Here is a 23,205-nt window from a genome sequence, read left to right as displayed (position 1 = left end):
ATGATGGAATCAGATAATGAATAATTCGGAAATGAAAAAGATGGCTATCAGAACAGCTGTCTTTGGGGTGGTTTCTATTGCTGTGATGCTGCAGAGGTCAGCAACCAAGCATATTATGATCACGGACGCTGCAGGAACTCATGTGGATAGAGGAAATGCTGAAGATTCCTATAACATTCTCATAGATAGAAATGTTACGGATAGTCAGTCGGGCAAGCTCATTATTCCTCTTGCCAAGACTGTCAGCTCTGATGATATTATTCTTGAAGATAAATATATCGATCATGAACTCAAGATCTATATCGAGAGCCGCGAAGAGGGATTTTATCTTGATAACGCGGTTCTGACGGACCTTGATATCTTAGAAAGTGCTGTTTGCTATGCTGAGAATGACACAGGTAGCGTATGTCTTGATTTTAAATTTGATGGATTATACGCCAATGCCAGCTCTCTCACAGAAAACAGCACAATTGAAGTTTCTTTTGCAAAACCTAAAGATATGTATGACAATATAGTAGTTGTGGACTGTGGGTGTGAGGAACCGGGAGATGCCCAAGCTCTTTTGGATATGTCCCTTGCTGTACGCGGCATTGCGGCTGCAGATGATGACAAAAACATCAAGTTTTATTACACAAGACTTTCAGCTGATGAAGTTGATATAGAAAAGAGATGTGCACTTATAAAGGATAGTGAAGCAGACTTCGTGGTGGAGCTTAAGATTGGTGGAAACGGCGTAGCATCTTTTTACAACGGAGAATATTTCCTTAGAGATTTTAACAACGCTGAATTTGCCAATATCCTTGAAAAGAACTGTGCATATAAGCTTGGAGCTACGGCAGAAGGTGTATTTGAGGATGATGGAAGTGACCAGGTCCTAAGTTGTACAAAAGTTCCAGCGGCAAGAGTGGAAATAGGCAAAGACTACGCTGGCATAGATAATAGTAAAAAAATAGCTGAGGGAGTATATCAGGCAATCCTGGAGGCATTTGAGGAGAAAAAATGAGAATAGTATTTGCTACTGGAAACAAGAATAAAATGATTGAGATCCGCGAGATCTTGGGAGATCTTGGGGTAGAAATCCTTTCTATGAAAGAAGCGGGCGTAGAAGGAGATGTAGAGGAGAATGGCACAACATTTGCTGAGAATTCTCTTATCAAGTCCAAAGCTGTGTATGAAGAACTTAAGGCAAAAGAACCAGAAAAGGCAGCAGAGACAATTGTTCTTGCTGATGACTCAGGACTTGAGATCGATTATCTTAACAAAGAACCGGGAATCTACTCAGCTAGATACATGGGTAAAGACACATCATACACAGAAAAGAATAACAATCTCATCGAGAGATTAAACGGAGTTCCTGATGAGAAGCGCACAGCTAGATTCGTATGTGCTATATCAGCTTTTTTACCAGATGGAAGCAGCCTTTCAACACTTGGTACTATTGAGGGCAGAATAGGCTATGAAATAGCAGGAGAAAACGGTTTTGGCTATGATCCTATCTTCTATCTGCCAGAATATGGCAAGACCAGTGCAGAGATCTCTCCAGAGGAAAAGAATGCCATTAGCCATAGAGGTAAGGCACTTAGGGAGATGGAGAAACTCTTAAGGGAAAAGATATCTTAAAAAGGCAGTGGGGAGCTTTGGGATGCGTAAGTACTTGATCGTTAGTGATACACATGGGAGAGATGATAATTTCTATGATGTTTTGGACATAGAAGAGCCATTAAACGGGATCATTCATTGTGGAGATTTTGAGGGTTCTGAAGGCAAGTTTGCACTTGCTGCAAATTGTCCGGTTTATTTCGTGGCAGGCAACAATGACTTTTTCTCAAACTTAAGTAGAGAACTGGAGTTTGAGCTTGAAGGACACACTTTCTTTGTAACTCACGGGCATAACTACATGGTGAGTATGGATCTTGAGTATATTAGGAGCGAAGGAATATCAAGAGGAGCAGATATTATTTGCTTTGGACATACGCATAAACCAGTGGCAAAAAATGTTGACGGTGTGTATGTGTTTAATCCTGGCAGCCTTTCTTATCCAAGGCAAGAAGGCCGAAGACCAAGCTACATCGTGCTTTCCGTGGATGACAACCATGAAATAGAGTATGAAATAAAGTACTTATAAGAACGCAAAAAAACTTAGAAAAAAACTTGAAAAAATGTGTTGACATTGGAGTGAAAATCATTATATAATAAATCTCGCGTTACGGCTTAGGACATAACGCGAAGCGAGACGGGGTGTGGCTCAGTTTGGCTAGAGCACCTGCTTTGGGAGCAGGGGGTCGCAGGTTCGAATCCTGTCACCCCGACTTTTAAGAAATATCACTGGTTGATTTTTCTTAAAGCCGGTGAATTTCTTAATTTACATATAGCATGTGATTAACATGCGGGTGTAGTTCAATGGTAGAACACTAGCCTTCCAAGCTAGATACGTGGGTTCGATTCCCATCACCCGCTTAAGCAAAGTACTTAATACGATGCTTGGGTACAGAGCACTTTTACAATGAGTATCTGTTACATGTGTCCGTAGCTCAGCTGGATAGAGCAACGGCCTTCTAAGCCGTGGGTCGGGGGTTCGAATCCCTTCGGGCACATTTGAGCACTTGGAAGATTAAAATCTTATCATGTGTAAGCCATGGGGTTGTACTTGATTAGCAAATATGGAATAGTACAAATCCCTTTTTGTTTATTATGGTGGCTATGGCGCAGTTGGTTAGCGCGCCAGATTGTGGTTCTGGAGACCGTGGGTTCGAGTCCCACTAGCCACCCTATTTGTAATTGCTCCAGCGAGATGCGCAAAGCTCTTACAATCTTGGGCTATCGCCAAGCGGTAAGGCACAGCACTTTGACTGCTGCATACGACGGTTCGAATCCGGCTAGCCCAGCTAGGTGTGACGGAATTATGCACCGAAGAAGTACAAATATTTTATGGGATATTAGCTCAGGTGGTAGAGCACTTGACTTTTAATCAAGTTGTCGGGGGTTCGAATCCCCCATGTCTCATTGTTTAAAACCTTGGAAAATTTCCGAGGTTTTAATTACATAACGACAAGTATTATGCGGATGTGGCGGAATTGGCAGACGCGCTAGATTTAGGTTCTAGTGTCCCCGACGTGCAGGTTCAAGTCCTGTCATCCGCATTTTCCTTTAGAGTAGGTGGGAAGTGTATTGCTTTCCACATTTTTTTTGCGTAATAGTGGTTTGTTTTTTTCTTTTCTATTGTGGAGATTTAAGTAATGGAAAGTACCAAGAATAAAGTCATAAACGGTCCTATCTGGACCAGTATGTTATCATATTTCTTTGCTCTGATGCTCGGGGCATTTTTTCAACAGTTATACAATACAGTGGATGCCGTTATAGTAGGTAGAGTAGTAGGACCTGATGGACTTGCTGCTGTAGGAGGATCAGCTGCTACAGTTGTGAACCTGTTTGTAGGCTTCTTCATTGGCCTTTCATCTGGAGCTACAGTTGTCATTGCTCAGTTCTATGGGGCTGGTCGCACAGAAGAGGTTTCTAAGGCTGTTCATACAGCTATTGCTATGGCTATCATAGGCGGCGCTGTTATTACATTAATAGGTCTTGCTACAGCGGGATGGGTCATTGATATCATGAAGACACCTCCAGAGATTGTAGATGCCTCTGCAGTGTATTTAAGGATCTATTTCATAGGTATGATACCAAACCTTATATACAACATGGGTGCAGGTATTTTAAGGGCTGTAGGAGACTCTAAGAGGCCTCTGATAGTACTTATCATAAGCTGCTTTGCTAATATCATCCTGGATATGTTCTTTGTCATTGGCCTTGGAATGGGAAAAGTCAGTGTTACCATGGGTGTTGTTGGCGTTGCTGTTGCGACAATCCTATGTCAGCTAATTAGCGCTATTATCGTCCTCATTATGCTGGTTAGAAGCACTGACACGTATAAACTAGCCATAAATAAAATACGCCTCGATATGGGCATGCTAAGGCGTATAATTCGCATAGGTCTTCCTGCGGGCATTCAGTCAACTATGTATACCCTTTCAAATATGCTGATCCAGACATCTATCAATGAACTTGGTAAGGACTATACAGCAGCCTGGGCAGCTTACGGTAAGATAGATATCCTGTTCTGGATGACCATCAGTAGTCTTGGAACTTCAGTTACAACCTTTGCAGGTCAGAACTTCGGCGCAGGCAAATATGACAGAGTACATAAGAGCATGAGAACGGCCTTTATCATAGCCCTCACAATTACTATTCCACTTAGCTGCTTATTATACTGGCACGGCGACTTTCTCCTTAGGATATTCGTAGAAGATGCCAACGTAATCTACGTGGGAATCCAGATGATACGCTTCCTGGCGCCATTTTACTTCACCTATATCGGCGTAGAAGTCTTCTCCGGAGTCCTCCGCGGAATGGGAACAGCCTTTGTGCCAATGATCATCACCTTAGGCGGTATTTGCCTCCTTCGTGTTGCCTGGATACTAATTGCCTTCCCAATGAATAAGACCATAGAAACCGTAGAATTTAGCTATCCACTAACCTGGATCACAACCTCTGTTTTATTCTTCTTCTACTTTATTTACTACACTAGGAAAAAGAATATTAGATAACGATACATGGCATGAAAAAATCCCCCTTAGATTTATGTTTTGAATAACATGAAATAAATCTAAGGGGGATTTTTGAATGTCTTATGTATCCTGAAAAAACTATCGGAGTTCTGCAGAGGACTTTTCTATTTAATACTCCCTGCGTCCGGTTTAGTTACCAGCAGCTACGTCTTCTGGAACGGCTTCAGCTGGTGGCTGCTCAGCGGCAGCTTCTGGATTGGCCTGTGCTGCTGCAGCCTGCGCTGCGGCCTGCTCCTGAGCTAAGATACCGTCAATACCCTCCTGCATCATAAACTCATATGTATGGTGACAGGTGTTAAGTACTTGAGTTGTGTTTCCGTTTTCATCTGTGACGGTAGTATAAGCTGAATTTGCTGGTGTGTAATTTACAAATCCTGACTGAAGTGCTGGTGGAACTTCTGGAGTAAGTTCAAATACACCTGTTGTCTTGAATGGACAGTTCTCTGTAGCTGGAAGACCATCAATGGCACACATTGTGCCAGCATAATGTACATCGCAGTTCGCTGTAGGTACTGTACCCTCTTCAAAGTATTCAGTATAGAGAGTTCCATCACAGAGCCCAGCAATTGGCTGTTTACCTGATCTTGAACATACTGTTGCAGAAACAATTCCATCTGGAACTGAGAATGATGAGTATGGAAGATCTTCGTGTATCTTGGACATTACCTTACGCCACATAGTCTTGGAGAAGTTCTTCTCGGCTGAATCTTTCATCTTGGCGTTGTTGTCATAACCTGTCCACGTTGTTGCTGTGTAGTAGTTAGTGTATCCTGCAAACCAAACGTCTACGTAATCAGATGTTGTACCTGTCTTACCTGCGATAGCGGTAGTACCAAAGTTAACAGATGAACCTGTTCCACCATTTACAACGTCCTGCATTGCACTTGTAAGAAGAAATGCTGTTGTTTCCTTGAGGATACGCTTTGATTTAGCTTCTGTATTATCAAGGATAACGTTTCCGTCATGGTCTACAACCTTTGTATAAAGCTTAGGCTCAATATAAACACCACCATTTGCAATAGCGGCATATGCGGCGTTAAGCTCATAGTTCTTGACACCCTTTGTAAGTCCTCCAAGAGCAGTTGCCTGCTGGATATCTGAGAAAGGCTTACCATTTATGACTTCGTGCTCAACAAGAGTTGTGAAGCCAAAGTTCTTGAGATAGTCAAATGCAAGTTGAGGAGTTATAAGAGTGATAGCCTCAACTGCGATAACGTTCATTGAATCTCTGATAGCTGTTCTTACGTTGTTGAGACCTCTGTATTCTGATCCCCACCAGTTTCTAACAAGTGTTCCGTTTGAATAGGCAAATGGAGCATCATTAAATACTGTAGCAAGTGTAAGACCTGCGCTATCAATACCAGGTGCATAAGTTGAAATAACCTTGAATGTTGAACCTGGCTGTCTGTATGAATCAGTAGCTCTGTTAAGTGTTCTGCTGGCTGTCTTTTCTCCTCGACCACCAACCATTGCTACGATATAACCTGTGCTCTGTTGTTCAATAGTGATACAAACCTGAGGCTGAGGAGTAAGATCTATTCTTTCAGCAAGTACTGTGTCGCCTTCGTTCATTACTGCTTCTTTGTATGCTTCAATAGCAGCTTCAGCATCCTCTTTTGAACTATAGAGCATATTGAAGTTCTTGTTCTGCTCTTTGTAATATGCTGAATACATTTCGCTACTGTGGTTGGTTACTGTTCCATCAGCTGCTTGAACTGAAAGCTTATAAGAAAGAAGGTACTTGGTTCCTTCTGGGTAGTTGCTCTCGTCAAGGTAAACATCATCACAGATCTTCTGAATCTTAGGATCCTGAGTTGAGTAGATCTTAAGACCACCGCTGTAAAGAAGTGTGTAGGCCTGAGTCTCTGTATAACCAGCGTTCATAAGGTCTTGAAGAACTTCATTGGTAAGAGCATCTACGAAGTAAGAATTAACTGTATCGTCTCCACCTGTTTCCTGGTTGACGTTCTGAATTCTGGAATATACATCATCAGCCATAGCTTGATCGTACTCAATCTGTGAAATATATCCCTGCTCAAGCATGTTTTTAAGAACCTTGTTACGACGCTCAGCATTTTTTTCTGGGTGTGTAATAGGATTGAACTTACTAGGGTTCTGAGTGATACCAGCGATAACTGCGCACTCTGAAAGAGTAAGCTCGCTAACAGGCTTGTTGAAATACCTAAGAGAAGCAGCCTGAACACCAAGTGTGTTAGAACCAAGGTTGATGGTGTTCATATAGTTGATAAGAATGTCCTCTTTAGACATGTTCTTTTCAAGCTGAATGGCAAGGTACTGTTCCTGAATCTTACGCTTAACACTCTGAAGCTTGGACTCATTGGTCCAACCAGAGAAGACGTTATTCTTTAAAAGCTGCTGAGTAATCGTACTAGCACCTTCAGAGAAGTGACCGCTTGTAATACCTCTAACGGCAGCACGGATGATACCTTGAATATCAATACCGTTGTGGTCGTAGAAACGCTCGTCCTCGATAGCTACAAAAGCATGAGTAAGATTCTCTGGAACCATATCCATAGTAACTGGAATACGGTTAGAATCAGTAGATACAAGCTTAGCAATTTGGTTACCTTCAGTATCATATACAAAAGTTGAGAATCCTGAAGGAGTAACGTCTATGTTGCCGATATCAGGTGCAGTAGCAATGATGCCGTTGAATACACCGATACCTGCGCTTGCTCCTATAATAACGATTCCAATGATAAGAGAAAGCATAATATATAAGCCAAAAAGGCTGAGCTTTTTACCCCATTTGCTGGTACCGGAGTTAAGCGTTTTAGCTTGCTTAACGATACCTCTTTTACCAAAATTCATATAAAAACCTCACTTTAAATCCAATTTAACCAAGTTAGTATATCATACATCCCCTATATAATAAAGAAAAGGGCTTTAAATTTAAGATTTGTAACATATGTAGGATAAATCTGCTATAATTTTGCTCATGAGTAATTTAGAATCTTACAAAGTAGTAATTTCAGACGGAACTGGCGAGATTGTTGAAAAGAAATCCAGATTCATTGCTAATGTCTTTGCAGTAGAAAATCAGCAGCAGGCCGAGGAAAAGATTGCAGAGATCAGCAAAAAATACTGGGATGCTAGGCATAATTGCTACGCCTATGTTATTGGTAAAAACAGCGAGAACACCAGATGCAGCGATAATGGAGAGCCATCAGGTACTGCGGGCAAGCCAATCCTAGAAGTTATAACTGGCGCAGGACTTACTAATACCCTAGTCATAGTCACAAGATATTTTGGCGGGGTACTTTTGGGAACTGGCGGACTTGTCAGAGCCTACACGCAGGCAGCTCAGGCAGGAATAGCAAACTGCGAAGTGGGAGAGATGGTATTTGCCCAGAAGCTTACTATCGAAGTTGGCTACAACATGGTCAATAATGTTCAGTATTATCTGGGACAGAATGATATCTCCATTGCAGAATCAAGATATGAAGCTCAGGTACAGTTTGATATCTGCGTAAAAGAGTGTGATCTGGACAAGATAAAGAGCGGCCTTACACAAAAATGCGAAGGTCAGCTCCAGATCATAGAAGGTGATAAAGATTATTACAGACTTTGAATTCTATAATAGATAGGACAATCAAAAAGCCTACACCCCTTAAGGTGTAGGCTTTTATTATAAGTAAAATTACTGCTTCTTGAATCCAGCTCTCTTACGAAGTGTAGGATCAAGGATTCTCTTTCTGATACGAAGGCTTGTAGGTGTAACCTCAAGGAGCTCGTCTGTATCGATGAATTCGATGCACTGCTCAAGTGACATTACACGAGGTGGAACAAGTCTAAGAGCTTCATCAGATGCTGATGTTCTTGTGTTTGTGAGGTGCTTGGTCTTGCATACGTTAACCTCAACGTCCTCTGACTTACCACTTGTGCCGATTACCATTCCGGAGTAAACCTTGTCACCAGTCTTGATAAAGAGTGTACCACGGTCCTGAGCATTGAAAAGACCATAAGCTGTAGCTTCACCAGTCTCGAATGCGATAACAGAACCTGTCTTACGATAGTTCATATCTCCCTTGTATGGAGCATATCCGTCAAAAATAGTATTGATGATACCGTTACCCTTTGTATCTGTCATGAACTCACCTCTGTAACCGATAAGTCCACGTGATGGGATGCTGAACTCGATACGTGTATATCCGCCGTTACCAGCGCCCATGTTTACGAGCTCACCCTTTCTCTCACCGAGCTTTTGGATAACGCTTCCTGAGAACTCATCAGGAACATCGATGTAGCACTTCTCCATAGGCTCGAGCTTGTGACCAGCTTCATCTGTGTGGTAGATAACCTCTGCCTTACTTACTGCGAACTCGAAACCTTCACGACGCATTGTCTCGATAAGAACTGAAAGGTGAAGCTCACCACGTCCTGAAACCTTGAATACGTCTGTTGAATCTGTCTCTTCTACACGAAGTGAAACGTCTGTATTAAGCTCTCTATATAATCTGTCACGAAGGTGACGGCTAGTTACGAACTTACCTTCCTGTCCAGCAAGAGGAGAGTCATTAACAATGAAGTTCATTGAGATTGTAGGCTCTGAAATCTTCTGGAATGGAATAGCAACCTGATTATCAACTGAGCAAAGAGTATCACCGATCTTGAGATCTTCGATACCAGAAATAGCTACGATAGAACCAATCTTAGCTTCCTGAACTTCAACTCTTCCAAGTCCTTCATACTCATAGAGCTTGCTGATCTTGGTCTTGATACGTCTCTCTGGCTCGTGGTGGTTAACTACAACAACTTCCTGGTTAACCTTAACTACACCGTTATCAACCTTACCTACACCGATACGTCCAACGTATTCGTTGTAGTCGATCGTGCTGATAAGTACCTGTGTGCTTGAATCAGGATCACCAACAGGAGCTGGAATGTAGTTGATGATAGTATCAAGAAGAGGCTTCATATCCTTACCAGGCTCATCTAGTGAAAGAGAAGATGTTCCTGCCTTAGCTGAAGCAAATACGAATGGGCAATCAAGCTGATTGTCATCTGCGCCAAGGTCCATAAGAAGCTCAAGTACTTCGTCGATAACATCATTTGGTCTAGCCTCTGGTCTATCGATCTTGTTGATACATACGATAACTGGAAGACCAAGGTCCATTGCCTTACCAAGAACGAACTTAGTCTGTGGCATAGGTCCTTCGAAAGCGTCAACTACAAGGATAACACCATTAACCATCTTGAGAACTCGCTCAACCTCGCCACCGAAATCAGCGTGACCAGGAGTGTCGATGATGTTGATCTTGATATCTTTATATGTGATAGCAGTATTCTTGGACATGATTGTAATTCCACGCTCTTTTTCGATATCGCCGGAATCCATTACTCTCTCTACAACTTCCTGTCCTTCACGGAATACACCGCTCTGTCTAAGAAGTCCGTCAACCAGAGTTGTCTTACCATGGTCAACGTGGGCGATGATAGCTACGTTTCTTACATCATTTCTTGTCTGTTTCATAAAACTGTCTCCTCAAATAATTAAAACCAAACTGTTTCCAAACTAATGTAGTATATCACGCGTTTTTTTATTCTTCAACCAAAAAATTCATAAACAGTCTCTACTATATATTAATGAGAATTTTTTGAAAAAACTGTTAAATATATTGCTAAGGCGCGTCCTTTGTACATATAATGGAGAAAGTTTATGGAAAGGGGAGGAACAATAATGAAAGCTAGATTTTCATCATATTTAACTGGTATAGCACCAGGTCTTAAGAAGCTTATTGATCTTCTTGGAAAAAGTTACGATTACGTAAGCGTTCTTTCAACAGATTCTGTTGGATTTAGCATGTCAGCATCACAGAGAATGAAGAGTATCACTGGTAAAACTCTTATGACAGAGAGAGGAACGGTAGTAAGGGTTTACAAGGATGGCCTTTACAGCGAATATTCTTTTAACCTGTTTGATACAGATAATGTAGAAGCTATGGCAGACAAGATCAAAAGAGCTTTAGACTTGCAGCTTGATGTATTAAAGGCTACAAGTACTAAGGTGTTCAACACTGCAAAGCTTGATGACGACAAGGAAGAACTTTTTGTGGAGATGGAGACTAAGTCTCTTCCTGAGGAAACTGACCTTGATGCACTTATGAAAAAGCTCCAGGGCTTTAGTGACAAGGCAGTAGCTCTTTCAGAGGAGATCATTGATTGCACATTAAGAGCACAGTCTACACATGTTTGTAAGATGTTCCTTACAGCAAACAGAGACCTTCGTCAGAGCTATGTTTATTCAGAAGGAGCGGTCATGCTTGTTGGTGCTAGAAATGGTAGAACAGATATGGCTTACAATGGCATATCTGATAGAGAAGGTCCATCAATCTTTGATGACTTAAGCGCTGAGATCGATAAGTCATACAAAGAGCTCATGGATAACCTTGGAGCAGGAAAAGTTGTTCCTGGCGAGTATGAGATCATCACTACTCCAGAGGTTTCAGGTCTTATTGCCCACGAAGCTTTTGGTCATGGCGTTGAGATGGATATGTTCGTTAAAAAGAGAGCTCTCGGAGCAGAATATATCGGTAAGCGTGTAGGTTCAGATCTTGTAACAATGCACGAAGGTGCTAACTGCGTAAAAGATGTTGCCAGCTACGCCTTTGATGATGAGGGAACTCTCGCAGGCGATGTTATCGAGATCGATAAGGGAATCCTTAAGACTGGTGTATGCGATGCACTTGCTGCGCTTCGTCTTGGAATCAAGCCTACTGGAAATGGTAAAAGAGAAAACTTCGAGCATAAGGTTTACACAAGAATGACAAACACAATGTTCGATAGTGGTAATAGCACAAAGGAAGAGATGATCGCTTCAGTTAAGAAGGGATATCTTTTATCTGGAATGTTCTCTGGAATGGAGGATCCAAAGCATTGGGGAATCCAGTGTATCATCGCAAGAGGCTATGAGATCATCGATGGTAAGCTTACTGGAAAGGTTGTAGCACCAGTTGTTCTTACTGGCTATGTACCTGATCTTTTGGGATCAATCTCAATGGCAAGTAATGACTATGTTTCATTTGGTACTGGAGCTTGTGGCAAAGGCTACAAGGAATGGGCAAAGGTTTCAGATGGTGGCCCATATCTTAAGGCAGTAGCAAGACTTGGCTAAATGGGGAGGATAACATGACTGATAAGATTATTGAGTTATTAAAAAAGTCCAGTGCTGATGCCTGGAGTGTTACAGATATAGTTACAGAAGCGTGGGAGTTTTATTTCATCAAGCACGAGCTCGATCAGAACAGAGTACGTGACGTAGAACATATCACAGTTACTGTATTTAAGAAACTTGAGGATGGTAAGTTCCTTGGAAAAGCAACAGAGGAGATTGCTCCTACTGCAACAAAAGAAGAGGCTGCAAAGATCATTGCAGATCTTTGCGAGAGAGCTTCTTTTGTTAAGAATCCATATTATGAGCTTAATAAAAAGCAGGTAGCAACTACAAACAAGGAATATGATCCAAAGCAGATGGCTAAGGATTATATCGAAGCCCTGCAGCAGATTCCTGAGACATCAGGCGAAGACATCAATTCATACGAGATCTTTGCTGAGTCTTGCAAGAGAAGATTTGTGAACTCTGAGGGAATCGATGTTACTATCACATATCCTAATTCAATGGTAGAAGTTGTAGTTAATGCCAGAAACAAAGAGCATGAGATTGAGCTCTACCGTATGTACAAGGCTGGAACTTGTGACAAGGAGCACCTTGTAAAAGAGATCACAGAAACCTTAAAGACTGGTAAGGACAGACTTGAGACTAAGCCAACTCCAGCTCTTAATAAGGCTCCTGTAGTATTTTCTACAGAGGATTCAGCCAAGATCTACGCATGGGTAGCTATCAAGATGAATGCTGCTCTCAAGTACGCTGGTTACTCAGATTGGGAGATAGGAAAAGAGATCTTTACCGACGTTAAGGGTGACAAGATCACCATCAAGGCTCTTAAGGAGCTTCCAAATTCCTCCAAGAACTTTGCAGTTGATTCAGAAGGTGCAGAAGTTCACGATATGGATATTGTAGTAGATAACGTAGCCAAGAATTACTGGGGAGATTGCCAGAACTGCTACTATACTGGAATAAAAGACTCTTTCATTGCAGGAAACTTTGTTGCTGAAGGAGGAAGCACTCCTGAGTCTGAGATCAGAACAGGTTGCTACCTTGAACCAGTTGAATTTTCTGATTTCAGCGTAGATGACATCACAGGAGATATTGCTGGTGAGATCAGACTTGCTTACTATCACGATGGAGATAAGGTTACTGCTGTAACTGGAGGATCTGTTTCTGGCTCACTTGCTGAGCTTCTTAAAGATGTTAAGCTTTCTAAGGAAATGAAGCAGTACGATAGTTATCTTGTTCCTTCTGTTATCAGAATTGAGGGAGTAACCATCGCTGGCGCAGAATAACTGCCAATAATATGGTAAAAAATGCGTATCTATTGACAGAGGCTTGACTGCTGGTGTAGTATTTAAAAAATGAAAACAAAAAGATAGAGGTTGCGTAATTCAATGAGTAATCCTGCGGATGTGTCAGGCACAGGAGAAGCAGGACAAAAGGTGAATACGCCGAAAGGCTTAGTACCTGTTTACTAAGTACTTGGGCATGAAGTTAATAGCTTTATGACTGTCATCGCAAGATGGGGCGCTATCAAACAGCTTATTTATAGTACATGCTGTAATTAGATTTATACGGCCCATCAGATTATCTGATGGGCCTTTTCTATTGCAAATAGTGCGCCAAAGCCAGAAGGAGGATAAAATGGCAATTTTTAAGGGAGCAGGAGTTGCAATCGCAACACCATTCAAAGAAAACGGAGAAGTGAACTACGAAGAGTTCGGAAGACTTATCGAGTTCCAGATCGAGAACGGAACAGATGCTATCATAGTTTGCGGAACCACAGGCGAAGCAGCAACCATGACAGAAGAAGAACACATGGATGTTGTTAAATATTGTATTGATAAGGTAAACAAGAGAATTCCTGTTATCGCAGGAACAGGTTCTAATTGTACAGAAACAGCAGTAAAGCTCTCTAAGATTGCTGAAGAATACGGTGCAGATGGAGTCCTTCAGGTAACGCCATACTATAATAAGGCTACTCAGAATGGCCTTCTTGCACACTTTGGTGCAGTTGCAGATGCAATTAATATTCCAATCATTTTATATAACGTTCCTAGCAGAACAGGCTGCAATATCCTTCCAGAGACAGCTGTTAAGCTTTGCAAGGAGCACAAGAATATCGTAGGTATCAAGGATGCTACAGGTAATATCGCTCAGACATCCAGGATGATGCAGCTTGCAGAAGGATGCATCGATCTATACTCAGGAAATGATGATGAGATCGTTCCTATCATGTCTGTTGGTGGACTTGGCGTTATCTCAGTTCTTTCTAACGTAGCACCTCGTGAAACTCACGAGATCTGCCAGAAATGTCTTGATGGAGATTATGCAGCAGCTAGAGAGCTCCAGTTCAAGGCTCTTCCTCTTGTGAAGGCTCTTTTCTCAGAGGTTAATCCTATTCCTGTAAAGAGTGCTCTCAAGATGATCGGCATCGAGGCTGGCCCACTTCGTCTTCCACTTACAGAGATGGAAGAGGCAAATAAGGCTAAGCTCAGAGAAGAGATGGTAAAGTTTGGTCTGGAGGTAAGATAAGATGACAAAGATGATTATGCACGGCTGCAATGGCCGTATGGGTCACGTTATCATTGATCTCGTAAAAGAAGATCCAGAGATCGAAGTAGTAGCAGGCGTAGATGCTTTTGGTGAGAATAGTTACGATTTCCCAGTATTTAAGAGCCTTGCTGAGTGCAATGTAGATGCAGATGTTATCGTTGATTTTTCTAATGCATCAGCAGTTGACGGACTTCTTGATCACTGCGTAGCAAGGAATATTCCTGTTGTACTGTGCTCAACAGGTCTTTCAGAGCAGCAGCTTTCTAAGGTAAAAGAAACAGCTACAAAAGTAGCAGTGCTTAAATCAGCAAACATGTCTGTTGGTGTAAATGCCCTTTTGAAGGTCCTCAAGGAGGTATCACCTCTTTTTGCGGCAGCAGGTTTTGATATTGAGATCGTTGAAAAGCACCACAATCAGAAGCTCGATGCACCAAGCGGCACAGCAATTGCTCTTGCAGACAGCATCAATGAATCTCTTAATAATGAATATGAGTATGTTTATGATAGAAGCACCAGAAGAGAGAAAAGACCTGTTAAAGAGATAGGTATTTCTGCTGTTCGTGGTGGTACAATTGTAGGAGACCACGATGTTATCTTTGCTGGTCACGATGAAGTTGTAACTCTTTCACACAGAGCATATTCAAGAGCTATTTTTGGCAAAGGAGCTATCGAAGCAGCTAAGTACCTTGCTGGTAAGGCAGCAGGAATGTACGACATGAGCGATGTCCTTGCCTAATTGTAACTGTAGACCTAAGCAAGTGATAAGGATTTACCACAGATGAACTTTAGACCTTGTATAGACATACATAACGGCAAAGTAAAGCAGATAGTTGGAAGTTCGCTTAAGGACCAAGGAGATGTAGCCAGAGAGAACTTTGTAGCAACCAAGGATGCGGCGTTCTATGCAAATATGTATAAGGCGCTGGGGCTTTCTGGAGGTCATATCATCCTCCTTAACCCTGTAGACAGTCCCTTTTATGAAGGAACCAAGAAACAAGCTTTAGAGGCCCTTAAAACGGCTCCTGGGCTCTTGCAGGTAGGTGGAGGCATAACAGCTGATAATGCTCAAGAATTCCTTGAAGCCGGTGCTTCTCACGTGATAGTAACTTCCTATGTGTTCAAAAATGGTAAGATAAATTACACTAACTTAAATAAGCTTGTTAAGGCTGTTGGCAAAGAACGTATAGTCCTTGATCTGTCCTGTAAAGCGCAGGATGACAAGTACTACATAGTAACTGACAGATGGCAGAAGATGACAGATGTTGAACTTAATGCTGAGACTCTTGATACACTTTCTGAGTACTGCGACGAGATACTTGTTCATGCAGCTGACGTAGAAGGCAAGCAAAACGGAATAGAAGAGAATGTGGCAGCTATATTAGGAAAATGGGCCAAGCTTCCAATTACCTATGCTGGCGGCGTACATTCAATTTCTGATGTTAAGCAGCTTAAAAAGCTTGGTAAAAGTAAGATAGACGTAACAGTAGGTAGCGCCTTAGAAATCTTTGGCGGCTCACTGAAAATAGAAGATATAGTAAAGGCCTGCCAGTAATAATCTGGCGGGTTTTTTATGTTAATAATGGGAAACTTAGAGGCAACGAAAAAAAGAGATATCGATCGAATCGATATCTCTTTTCTCTTAATCATTGGTACAATATTGCAAATTCAAAATATATATATACTTAGAATAAGGCACTTTGTAGTCTGATTAATAGCGCTTAATTCCTAGAATTAAAGCTTGTTTACGTTTACGGCCTGAGGTCCCTTTTCGCCCTGGATTACATCATACTCTACAGAAGCGCCCTCTTCGAGAGACTTGAAACCTTCCATGTTGAGTCCTGAATAATGTACGAATACATCATTTCCAGCCTCGTCTGAGATGAAGCCGTAACCCTTCTGGTTGTTGAACCACTTAACAGTACCTTTGTTCATTGTAATACCTCCACTAAAAATAAAAAAATAATCGTTCTGTTGTAATAGTACACTACCACAACAAATTTAGATTATCACAGATAAATCCAAAAGTAAAGCGCATTTTTTGGTATTTTGCGTACATTCATTACAATTTTTAGTGCTTTTTCGAGTTTTTTATGTCGCCTCTTTACTTTAAAAGGTTAGAGTGTTAAAATATTTAAGCACAAAAGTTTTTTAGACGAAAAACTGATAATTATGATGGGGTAAAAACTAGAATGGAGGAAATGGCAATATGAACAAGAAGATTAGAACAGATGCAGTGGATCACCTGTTTGACGCAATACTATGCCTTCAGAATAAAGAGGATTGTTATAGCTTTTTTGAAGATCTTTGCACAGTAAATGAGCTTCTTTCTCTTTCACAGAGATTTGAAGTTGCATCAATGCTCAGAGATCACAAGACCTATCTTGAGATTGCAGAAAAAACAGGAGCTTCTACCGCTACTATTAGTAGAGTAAACCGTTCACTCAACTACGGCGACGACGGCTACGAATTAGTCTTCGAAAGAATGCAGTAATTGGTGAAGGGCGTTTGATGGTATAAAGCTTTATCGTTCGCTCTATAGTATTTTTTTGCAGGATGCATAAAACATTCAAAAAGACTGAGAAAATTTGCTTCACATTCGTTCAGAACGCAAATTTTCCCAGTCTTTTTTCATGCTATGCATCAGCTGCAAAAAATAAATCGCTCACGCTAAAACTTTATACGCATCAAACGCATTAACTAAATTACTTGCTCTCTTCCTCTGAAGATGTGGCTGTGGCAACATCGGATGATTCTTTGTCGGCTACGGCGCGTTCTTTGGCAACTTCGGCTGAGTTCTTGTCGATTCCAGTCATTTCACACTTGCCCTGGAATACAGCGTTCTCGTCGATGATGATGCCTTTGCATGTGATGTCGCCGATAACTTTTCCTGTGTCGCTGATCTCAATCTTACCCTGTGATGTTGCGATGTTTCCATTAACTTCTCCAGCTACATAAACGTTAAGAGCTGAGATAGTACCAACAACCTTGCCCTCCTGACCAATGATAAGAGCACCGCTTACTGTTACGTTACCTTTGATTGTTCCATCGATTCTTGTTGAATCTTTTGTTGTAAGAGGACCATCAATCACAGCACCAGGGCCAATGATGGTTCCTACCTGCTCTAAAAGAGTATTATCCTCAGTAGAGTCTTTCTTGTTTCCAAACATTTTATTTCCTCCAATTTTAACCGTTGATCTCTATAAGCTCTTCAGGATCTACATACTTGTCATCCTGCATTATCTGATAACCTAAAGTGGTATCATTGCCTACAACAAAAAGGATGTTGCCTCTGGCTATTTCATCACCTTCAGAAACTAAAGGATCGCCAGAATATCTGTATATAGAGATATAGCCATTTCCGTGGTCTATAGTGACTGCATTGCCAAATTTGGCATCGGTTGTCACAGACAAAACAGTACCTGTACCGGCAGCGATGATGTTACTTCCTGATGCTGCTTCAAAAAGAACAATAGGATTACCTACGGCGTCGTCTTTATTATCATCTGTGATCTTTGTAATAGTAGTTGAATTAGTGTCGTCTACTGCATTTGTCATAGAAGCGGTTCCTGTTAAAGGAAATCCTGATGGGATAGCAAGAGTTTCAGCCTCTTCAGCGGACTGCTGCTCATTTTCAAGCCTAAGATTAAGAGCGGCTCTTAATTGCTGTTCCTCTGTGACAAGTTTTTCGTTTGAAGCTTCCAGAGTGCTGTTCTCAGTTTGGAGATCTTCAATTTGGACCTTCTGTTCAGCCTGTATTGTCTTTAGATTATGTATGGTCATTGCTGAAAAGATTATGTAGCAAAGAAGCACTAATGCTACTACGAAAGCAGTGTAAGCAAGAAGCTGTGTTTTAAAATGATTCAGATGGAGACGCTTTGTAGTTCCGTCTGAGTCACCTGAGATAACCATAAAGGTATAATGCCTCTTGTGTCTGTGCTTTCTGGGCTTTTGTTCTGCGCTCATATTCACCTCCGACTAACAAGCTATTTTAACATAAGTGCCACAAAGTATGCAAGAACCCCTGCAAGCCACTATTTATGCGGCTTGCAGGGGATTTTACATAAGCTTATTTCGTTTACATAAATATGTAATTACATAATTACTTCTACGTTATACTCTTTTACGCCTTCTTCATAAGGAATTACGTTGCCAGAAAGCTCTTTTCCGTTAACGATGAGCTTCTTAACACCCTTCTGAGAACCATTCTGCTTAACAGAGATGTTGTATACGCCACCACGGTACTTTCTTGTTACCTCGAAATCACCAAAGTCAGAAGGGATACATGGATCAACTGAAAGTCCCTTGTGAGTAGGATAGATACCAAGGATGTACTGTGAGATATTTACAAATGTCCAAGCAGCTGTACCTGTGAGCCAGCTGTTCTTGCCCTGACCATGGAACTTAGCATCTCTACCAGCAACCATCTGTGAATATACATAAGGCTCTGTGCAGTGGATCTCACTGATGTCTTCGATGTAAGCAGGACATGTCTTCTTGTAAACGTCGAATGCTCTGTCGCCGTGACCCATAACTGTTTCTGCGATTGAAACCCAAGGGTTGTTGTGGCAGAAGATACCAGCATTCTCTTTATATCCTGGTGGATATGAGCTAACTTCACCAAGCTCTAAGTGATACTTAGTATAAGCAGGCTGAAGGATCATTACACCGTACTTGGTATCAAGTCTCTCTTCAACGCTCTTAAGAGCCTTCTCAGCAAGACCTTCCTTGACACCAATACCTGCAAGTACGCAGAAGCCCTGAGGCTCGATGTAGATCTGGCCTTCCTCACACTCTTTTGAACCGACTTTATTAGAATGAGCATCATAAGCTCTTACGAACCATTCGCCATCCCAACCAGCTGTGATAGCTGCATCATAAACCTTCTGAACTTCCTCACGTGCACGCTTAGCTTCAGCGTCATCTCCAAGGAGTTCACAGAGCTGAGCATACTCTTCACCGTACTTAACAAACATACCAGCGATGAATACAGATTCAGCAACAGGACCTTCTGAAGGACCAAATGTCTGGAATGATTCACCTGGGTGCTCTGAGAAGCAGTTAAGGTTAAGACAGTCGTTCCAGTCAGCACGTCCGATAAGTGGAAGACCATGAGGTCCCTTGTGAGTTGCTGTGAAATCAAATGAGCACTTAAGGTGTCCCATAAGAGTCTTGGCAACGCTCATATCGTTGTCGAAAGGAACCATCTCGTTAAGAATTGAAATATCACCAGTCTCTCTGATGTAAGCACTAGTACCAGCAATGAGCCAAAGTGGATCATCGTTGAATCCTGAACCGATGTCTGAGTTACCCTTCTTGGTAAGTGGCTGATACTGGTGATATGCGCTACCATCCTGGAACTGAGTGGAAGCGATATCAATGATTCTTTCTCTGGCTCTGTCTGGGATAAGATGTACAAATCCAAGAAGATCCTGACAAGAATCTCTAAAGCCCATTCCACGTCCAATACCTGACTCATAATATGAAGCAGATCTAGACATGTTGAATGTAACCATACACTGATACTGGTTCCAGATATTTACCATTCTGTCTACTTTTTCATTAGAAGACTTGATGTGGTAGATACCAAGAAGCTCTGACCAGTAATCATTGAGTTCCTTGAGTGCTGCATCAACAGCCTCAACAGTCTTATATTTATCAAGCATAGCAAAAGCAGGCTTCTTGTTGATAACACTGTATGACTCCCACTTCTGATCCTCTGGGTTCTCAATATAGCCAAGAGTGAATATGAAAGTCTTAGATTCTGATGGAGCAAGCTCGATATCGATCTGGTGTGAAGCGATTGGTGACCATCCGCTTGCCACAGAGTTTGTGCACTTGCCATTTGCAACAACGTCTGGAGAATCAGGTCCATTATATGCACCAAGGAATGCATCTCTGCTAGTATCATATCCGTTAACTTCTGTGTTAACGCCATATACAGCATAGTGATTTCTACGCTCTCTGTACTCAGTCTTGTGGAAAAGAACTGAACCACCGTTTGCAATCTCAACTTCACCTGTGCTTAAGTTCCTCTGGAAGTTCTTCATATCATCATCTGCGTTCCAGAGACACCATTCTACATATGAGAAGAGTGAAAGCTTAGCAACCGTATCCTTATTATTAGTAATAGTGAGCTTAGATACTTCACAGTTGTCATTCATAGGAACAAAGGTTAAAAGATCAGCTTTAACGTTGTTCTTGGAAGATGAGAACTTACTGTATCCAAGACCGTGACGACACTCATAGCTGTCAAGAGTTGTCTTGACTGGCTGCCATCCTGGGTTCCAAACAAGACCATTCTCGTTCAGGTCCTTGATGTAAAAATACTTACCATTATTGTCATAAGGAACATTGTTGTAACGATATCTGGTAAGTCTGAGAAGCTTGGCGTCCTTATAGAATGTATAACCACCACATGTATTAGATATAAGTGAAAAGAACTCTTTATTACCTAAATAGTTGATCCAAGGTAATGGAGTCTTGGGGGTGGTGATGACGTATTCACGGGCGTTATCGTCGAAAAATCCGTACTTCATATAAACCTCCTAATACTTAAACGTTTAAGATAAATTTCTAGACACATTATATATGGGAAAAAACTTTTGCGCAATAGAAAAATTATAAAAATAATCCCTCAAAAAACTGCGATTTTATGCGGAAAAACCAACGCTTTGATAAACGTTTCCTATAAACATAGATGTTTACTGAATCATATCGAAAACGTTTAAACCAAATATTAATAAACAATGACTAAATTTGGAAATATATATGAAAAAGCGACAAGTAATTTGTTCAAACCAAACAAAAATATAAATAATGCACAAAAAAATAACAGGCATACTTGATTTAGGTGTCAAATTGATGTATATTGAAAGTGCGAAAACGATTAAGTGATTTTAGTAAAGGTTGTAAGACAAAAAGAATGGTTTCACTAAAGGACATATCTAAGGCTTGCGGGGTTTCGGTAGCTACGGTTTCTAAGGCGCTAAATGACCACAGTGATATTAGCAAAGAGACCAAAGAAAACGTTAGACAAGTTGCTGAAAAGCTGGGATATCATCCTAATGCTGCAGCCCAGGCGCTTAAGACAAATAAAACTAACAACATAGGCGTTCTGTTTGTAGATGAGGCGAACAGTGGCCTGACTCACGACTACTTTTCACATGTGCTTGATAGCTTTAAGAAAAGAGCTGAGAGGAGCGGCTTTGACATCACTTTTATAAATGGAGATAAGACAAGAGCAAACAACATGTCATATTTATCTCACGCAATTTATAGAGGCTTTGATGGTGTCATGATCGCCTGCGTAGATTTTACGGATCCACAGGTAGAAGAACTTATCAAGAGCAACATTCCTGTTGTGACAATTGACTATATGTTCAGTAACAGGATCTCAATTGTTTCTGATAATGTTAGCGGTATGAGGGAACTTGTTTCCTACATATATAAAAGAGGTCATAGAAAGATTGCTTACATTCACGGTTTGGAATCTGCGGTAACCCAGGGGAGATTATCTAGTTTCTATAAGACCTTGCAGGATTTCAAAGTAACGATTCCTGATGAGTATGTAGTGACAAGCCCATATAGAGATACTGATTCAGCTTTTGCCATGACCAACAAATTGCTTGATTTAAAAGATCCTCCAACTTGTATCCTTTATCCTGATGACTTTGCAGCCTTTGGAGGGTTGAATGCAATTAGACAGAGAGGACTTAGGATTCCAGAGGACATATCTGTAGCGGGATATGATGGAATCGACATTAGCCGAAGGATCAGTCCTAGACTTACTACTGTGGTACAGGATACCGAAGAGATAGGAAGTCTGGCTGCTACCAAACTGATAGACCTGATCAATAACCCTAAGGGAACTCTTATAGAGCATATAACAGTTGAAGGGGAACTTGATGAGGGCGAATCAATTCTGAATATTGCAAACAAAAATTAAGTAAGACCGGGAGGAATATTATGAAAGCTTTTTTGCATAATACTTGGAAACACAGAGCACACGTAGTAATGGCTCTACCAGTATTTCTGATTTTGTTCTTTATTATGTACGTACCAATGGCAGGTCTTGTAATGGCCTTCAAGAATTTCAATTACGCAGACGGTATTTGGAAGAGCCCATGGAACGGTATTGAAAATTTTAAGTTCCTTTTAGCATCAAAGGCTACTTTCATTCAGATAACAAGGAACACAGTTCTCTACTATCTTTTATTTACTATAGTAGGAACATTCTTGAATGTAACACTTGCAATCATGATCGATAAGCTTGTATTCAAGAAACTTGCTAAGACAATGCAGACACTTATGATCATCCCAGTCTTCATTTCTTATGCAGCTGTACAGTTCATTGTATATGCATTCATCAGTTCAGACACAGGTATCATCAACCACACATTTGGTTCCAGCACAAAGTTTTATTCAGCTGTTAATCTGTGGCCGATCATCTTACTTGTAGTTAAGATTTGGAAAGATACTGGATATGGTTCAGTTCTTTATATGTCAGTACTTGCAGGAATTGATTCAGAGCTTTATGAGGCAGCAGATATCGATGGCGCTAACTCATGGCAGAAGATCACAAACATCACAATTCCTTCACTGATCCCAATGATCACTGTAATGCTTCTTCTTTCAGTTGGATCAGTAATGCACTCAGATACAGGTCTCTTCTATCAGGTAACACGTAACAGTGGAATCCTTTATGAGACAACACAGGTTATCGACTCTTATGTACTTAATGCGATCTTCAAGAATTCAAACTTTGGATTTGTTGCCGCAACTTCTTTCTTCCAGTCGATTGTCGGACTTTTGCTTATGCTTTTTGCTAACACAACAGTTCGTAAGATTGCACCAGAGAACGCATTGTTCTAATTGGACTAGAAAAGAGAGGTAAAA

At 41.2% G+C, this 23,205-nt stretch carries 19 protein-coding genes, 7 tRNA genes and 1 riboswitch; of the genes, 20 read left to right on the top strand and 6 right to left on the bottom strand.

All coding sequences use genetic code 11. The features are described from left to right. Window positions 1-16: 16 nt before the first annotated feature. From BLS24_RS03820 to BLS24_RS03770, 11 genes are all read left to right on the top strand, one after another. Window positions 17-1,003 carry an N-acetylmuramoyl-L-alanine amidase gene (locus BLS24_RS03820; RefSeq protein WP_091756282.1) on the top strand — a complete coding sequence of 329 codons (987 nt, stop codon included), beginning with the start codon at window positions 17-19 and terminating at the stop codon, window positions 1,001-1,003. Beyond that, window positions 1,000-1,620 carry an RdgB/HAM1 family non-canonical purine NTP pyrophosphatase gene (gene rdgB / locus BLS24_RS03815; RefSeq protein WP_071176860.1) on the top strand — a complete coding sequence of 207 codons (621 nt, stop codon included), beginning with the start codon at window positions 1,000-1,002 and terminating at the stop codon, window positions 1,618-1,620. Before BLS24_RS03820 ends, rdgB begins: the two co-directional genes overlap by 4 nt. A 22-nt stretch (window positions 1,621-1,642) precedes the next feature. Beyond that, window positions 1,643-2,125, top strand: coding sequence for a metallophosphoesterase family protein (locus BLS24_RS03810; protein ID WP_091756280.1), 483 nt, complete (start codon window positions 1,643-1,645; stop codon window positions 2,123-2,125). A gap of 109 nt (window positions 2,126-2,234) precedes the next feature. After that, window positions 2,235-2,309: transfer RNA gene (locus BLS24_RS03805), tRNA-Pro, on the top strand. A 77-nt stretch (window positions 2,310-2,386) separates the two neighbouring features. Then, window positions 2,387-2,457: transfer RNA gene (locus BLS24_RS03800), tRNA-Gly, on the top strand. 63 nt (window positions 2,458-2,520) lie between these two features. Continuing rightward, window positions 2,521-2,594 (top strand) — tRNA-Arg (locus tag BLS24_RS03795). 100 nt (window positions 2,595-2,694) lie between these two features. After that, window positions 2,695-2,768 (top strand) — tRNA-His (locus tag BLS24_RS03790). Window positions 2,769-2,813: 45 nt separating this feature from the next. Beyond that, window positions 2,814-2,885 (top strand) — tRNA-Gln (locus BLS24_RS03785). 45 nt (window positions 2,886-2,930) lie between these two features. Then, window positions 2,931-3,003, top strand: a tRNA-Lys gene (locus BLS24_RS03780). Between the two features lie 56 nt (window positions 3,004-3,059). Then, window positions 3,060-3,140: transfer RNA gene (locus BLS24_RS03775), tRNA-Leu, on the top strand. Between the two features lie 96 nt (window positions 3,141-3,236). After that, window positions 3,237-4,601 carry an MATE family efflux transporter gene (locus BLS24_RS03770; RefSeq protein WP_091756278.1) on the top strand — a complete coding sequence of 455 codons (1,365 nt, stop codon included), beginning with the start codon at window positions 3,237-3,239 and terminating at the stop codon, window positions 4,599-4,601. Window positions 4,602-4,751: 150 nt separating this feature from the next. On the opposite strand, the gene BLS24_RS03765 is transcribed toward BLS24_RS03770, so the two are convergent. Beyond that, on the bottom strand, window positions 4,752-7,454 hold the full coding sequence (locus BLS24_RS03765; protein ID WP_091756275.1) for a transglycosylase domain-containing protein: 2,703 nt from the start codon (window positions 7,452-7,454) through the stop codon (window positions 4,752-4,754). 127 nt (window positions 7,455-7,581) lie between these two features. Between BLS24_RS03765 and BLS24_RS03760 the strand changes: the two genes are divergently transcribed. Continuing rightward, window positions 7,582-8,214, top strand: a complete 633-nt coding sequence (locus BLS24_RS03760; RefSeq protein ID WP_091756273.1) for a YigZ family protein — start codon at window positions 7,582-7,584, stop codon at window positions 8,212-8,214. A 69-nt stretch (window positions 8,215-8,283) separates the two neighbouring features. Here BLS24_RS03760 and typA read toward each other — a convergent pair whose 3' ends face one another. Next, window positions 8,284-10,116: a translational GTPase TypA gene (gene typA, locus BLS24_RS03755; protein WP_072700770.1), complete on the bottom strand. Its 1,833-nt coding sequence runs from the start codon at window positions 10,114-10,116 to the stop codon at window positions 8,284-8,286. 207 nt (window positions 10,117-10,323) lie between these two features. On the opposite strand from typA, the gene BLS24_RS03750 reads away from it, so the two are divergent. The 5 genes from BLS24_RS03750 to hisA all read left to right on the top strand — a co-directional run bounded on the left by BLS24_RS03750 (window position 10,324) and on the right by hisA (window position 15,862). Continuing rightward, a complete protein-coding gene (locus BLS24_RS03750; RefSeq protein ID WP_091756394.1) occupies window positions 10,324-11,757 on the top strand; it encodes a TldD/PmbA family protein in 1,434 nt (477 codons plus the stop codon). Between the two features lie 14 nt (window positions 11,758-11,771). After that, the gene (locus BLS24_RS03745; RefSeq protein WP_091756272.1) at window positions 11,772-13,046 is read left to right on the top strand and encodes a metallopeptidase TldD-related protein; all 1,275 of its coding nucleotides are present in this window, start codon (window positions 11,772-11,774) and stop codon (window positions 13,044-13,046) included. 76 nt (window positions 13,047-13,122) lie between these two features. Next, window positions 13,123-13,295, top strand: a riboswitch (Lysine riboswitch). 103 nt (window positions 13,296-13,398) lie between these two features. After that, a complete protein-coding gene (dapA, locus tag BLS24_RS03740; RefSeq protein ID WP_091756270.1) occupies window positions 13,399-14,289 on the top strand; it encodes a 4-hydroxy-tetrahydrodipicolinate synthase in 891 nt (296 codons plus the stop codon). A 1-nt stretch (window position 14,290) separates the two neighbouring features. Then, window positions 14,291-15,046, top strand: a complete 756-nt coding sequence (gene dapB / locus BLS24_RS03735; protein WP_091756268.1) for a 4-hydroxy-tetrahydrodipicolinate reductase — start codon at window positions 14,291-14,293, stop codon at window positions 15,044-15,046. 42 nt (window positions 15,047-15,088) lie between these two features. Then, complete coding sequence (hisA, locus tag BLS24_RS03730) at window positions 15,089-15,862, top strand: phosphoribosylformimino-5-aminoimidazole carboxamide ribotide isomerase (protein ID WP_091756266.1); 774 nt, start codon at window positions 15,089-15,091, stop codon at window positions 15,860-15,862. Window positions 15,863-16,041: 179 nt separating this feature from the next. On the opposite strand, the gene BLS24_RS03725 is transcribed toward hisA, so the two are convergent. After that, window positions 16,042-16,242, bottom strand: coding sequence for a cold-shock protein (locus BLS24_RS03725; RefSeq protein ID WP_013281837.1), 201 nt, complete (start codon window positions 16,240-16,242; stop codon window positions 16,042-16,044). A 274-nt stretch (window positions 16,243-16,516) separates the two neighbouring features. On the opposite strand from BLS24_RS03725, the gene BLS24_RS03720 reads away from it, so the two are divergent. Then, window positions 16,517-16,801 carry a YerC/YecD family TrpR-related protein gene (locus BLS24_RS03720; protein ID WP_071176850.1) on the top strand — a complete coding sequence of 95 codons (285 nt, stop codon included), beginning with the start codon at window positions 16,517-16,519 and terminating at the stop codon, window positions 16,799-16,801. Between the two features lie 211 nt (window positions 16,802-17,012). Here the strand turns inward: BLS24_RS03720 and BLS24_RS03715 are convergent, their stop codons facing one another. From BLS24_RS03715 to BLS24_RS03705, 3 genes are all read right to left on the bottom strand, one after another. Beyond that, window positions 17,013-17,477, bottom strand: a complete 465-nt coding sequence (locus BLS24_RS03715; RefSeq protein ID WP_091756264.1) for a bactofilin family protein — start codon at window positions 17,475-17,477, stop codon at window positions 17,013-17,015. A 16-nt stretch (window positions 17,478-17,493) separates the two neighbouring features. After that, window positions 17,494-18,273, bottom strand: a complete 780-nt coding sequence (locus tag BLS24_RS03710; protein ID WP_091756263.1) for a murein hydrolase activator EnvC family protein — start codon at window positions 18,271-18,273, stop codon at window positions 17,494-17,496. A 128-nt stretch (window positions 18,274-18,401) separates the two neighbouring features. After that, the gene (locus BLS24_RS03705; protein WP_091756261.1) at window positions 18,402-20,846 is read right to left on the bottom strand and encodes a glycoside hydrolase family 94 protein; all 2,445 of its coding nucleotides are present in this window, start codon (window positions 20,844-20,846) and stop codon (window positions 18,402-18,404) included. Between the two features lie 386 nt (window positions 20,847-21,232). On the opposite strand from BLS24_RS03705, the gene BLS24_RS03700 reads away from it, so the two are divergent. Both BLS24_RS03700 and BLS24_RS03695 read left to right on the top strand, forming a co-directional pair. Then, a complete protein-coding gene (locus BLS24_RS03700) occupies window positions 21,233-22,255 on the top strand; it encodes a LacI family DNA-binding transcriptional regulator (protein ID WP_091756259.1) in 1,023 nt (340 codons plus the stop codon). Between the two features lie 20 nt (window positions 22,256-22,275). Continuing rightward, window positions 22,276-23,181 (top strand): ABC transporter permease subunit, encoded by a 906-nt coding sequence (locus BLS24_RS03695; RefSeq protein ID WP_071176844.1) that lies wholly within the window; start codon window positions 22,276-22,278, stop codon window positions 23,179-23,181. Window positions 23,182-23,205: the final 24 nt, after the last annotated feature.

The sequence above is a fragment of the Butyrivibrio sp. INlla18 genome, assembly GCF_900103635.1.
Classification (GTDB): Bacteria; Bacillota; Clostridia; order Lachnospirales; family Lachnospiraceae; genus Butyrivibrio.
The sequence above is the reverse complement of the archived record's forward strand: the minus strand, read 5'-3'. Positions and strand labels throughout refer to the sequence as shown.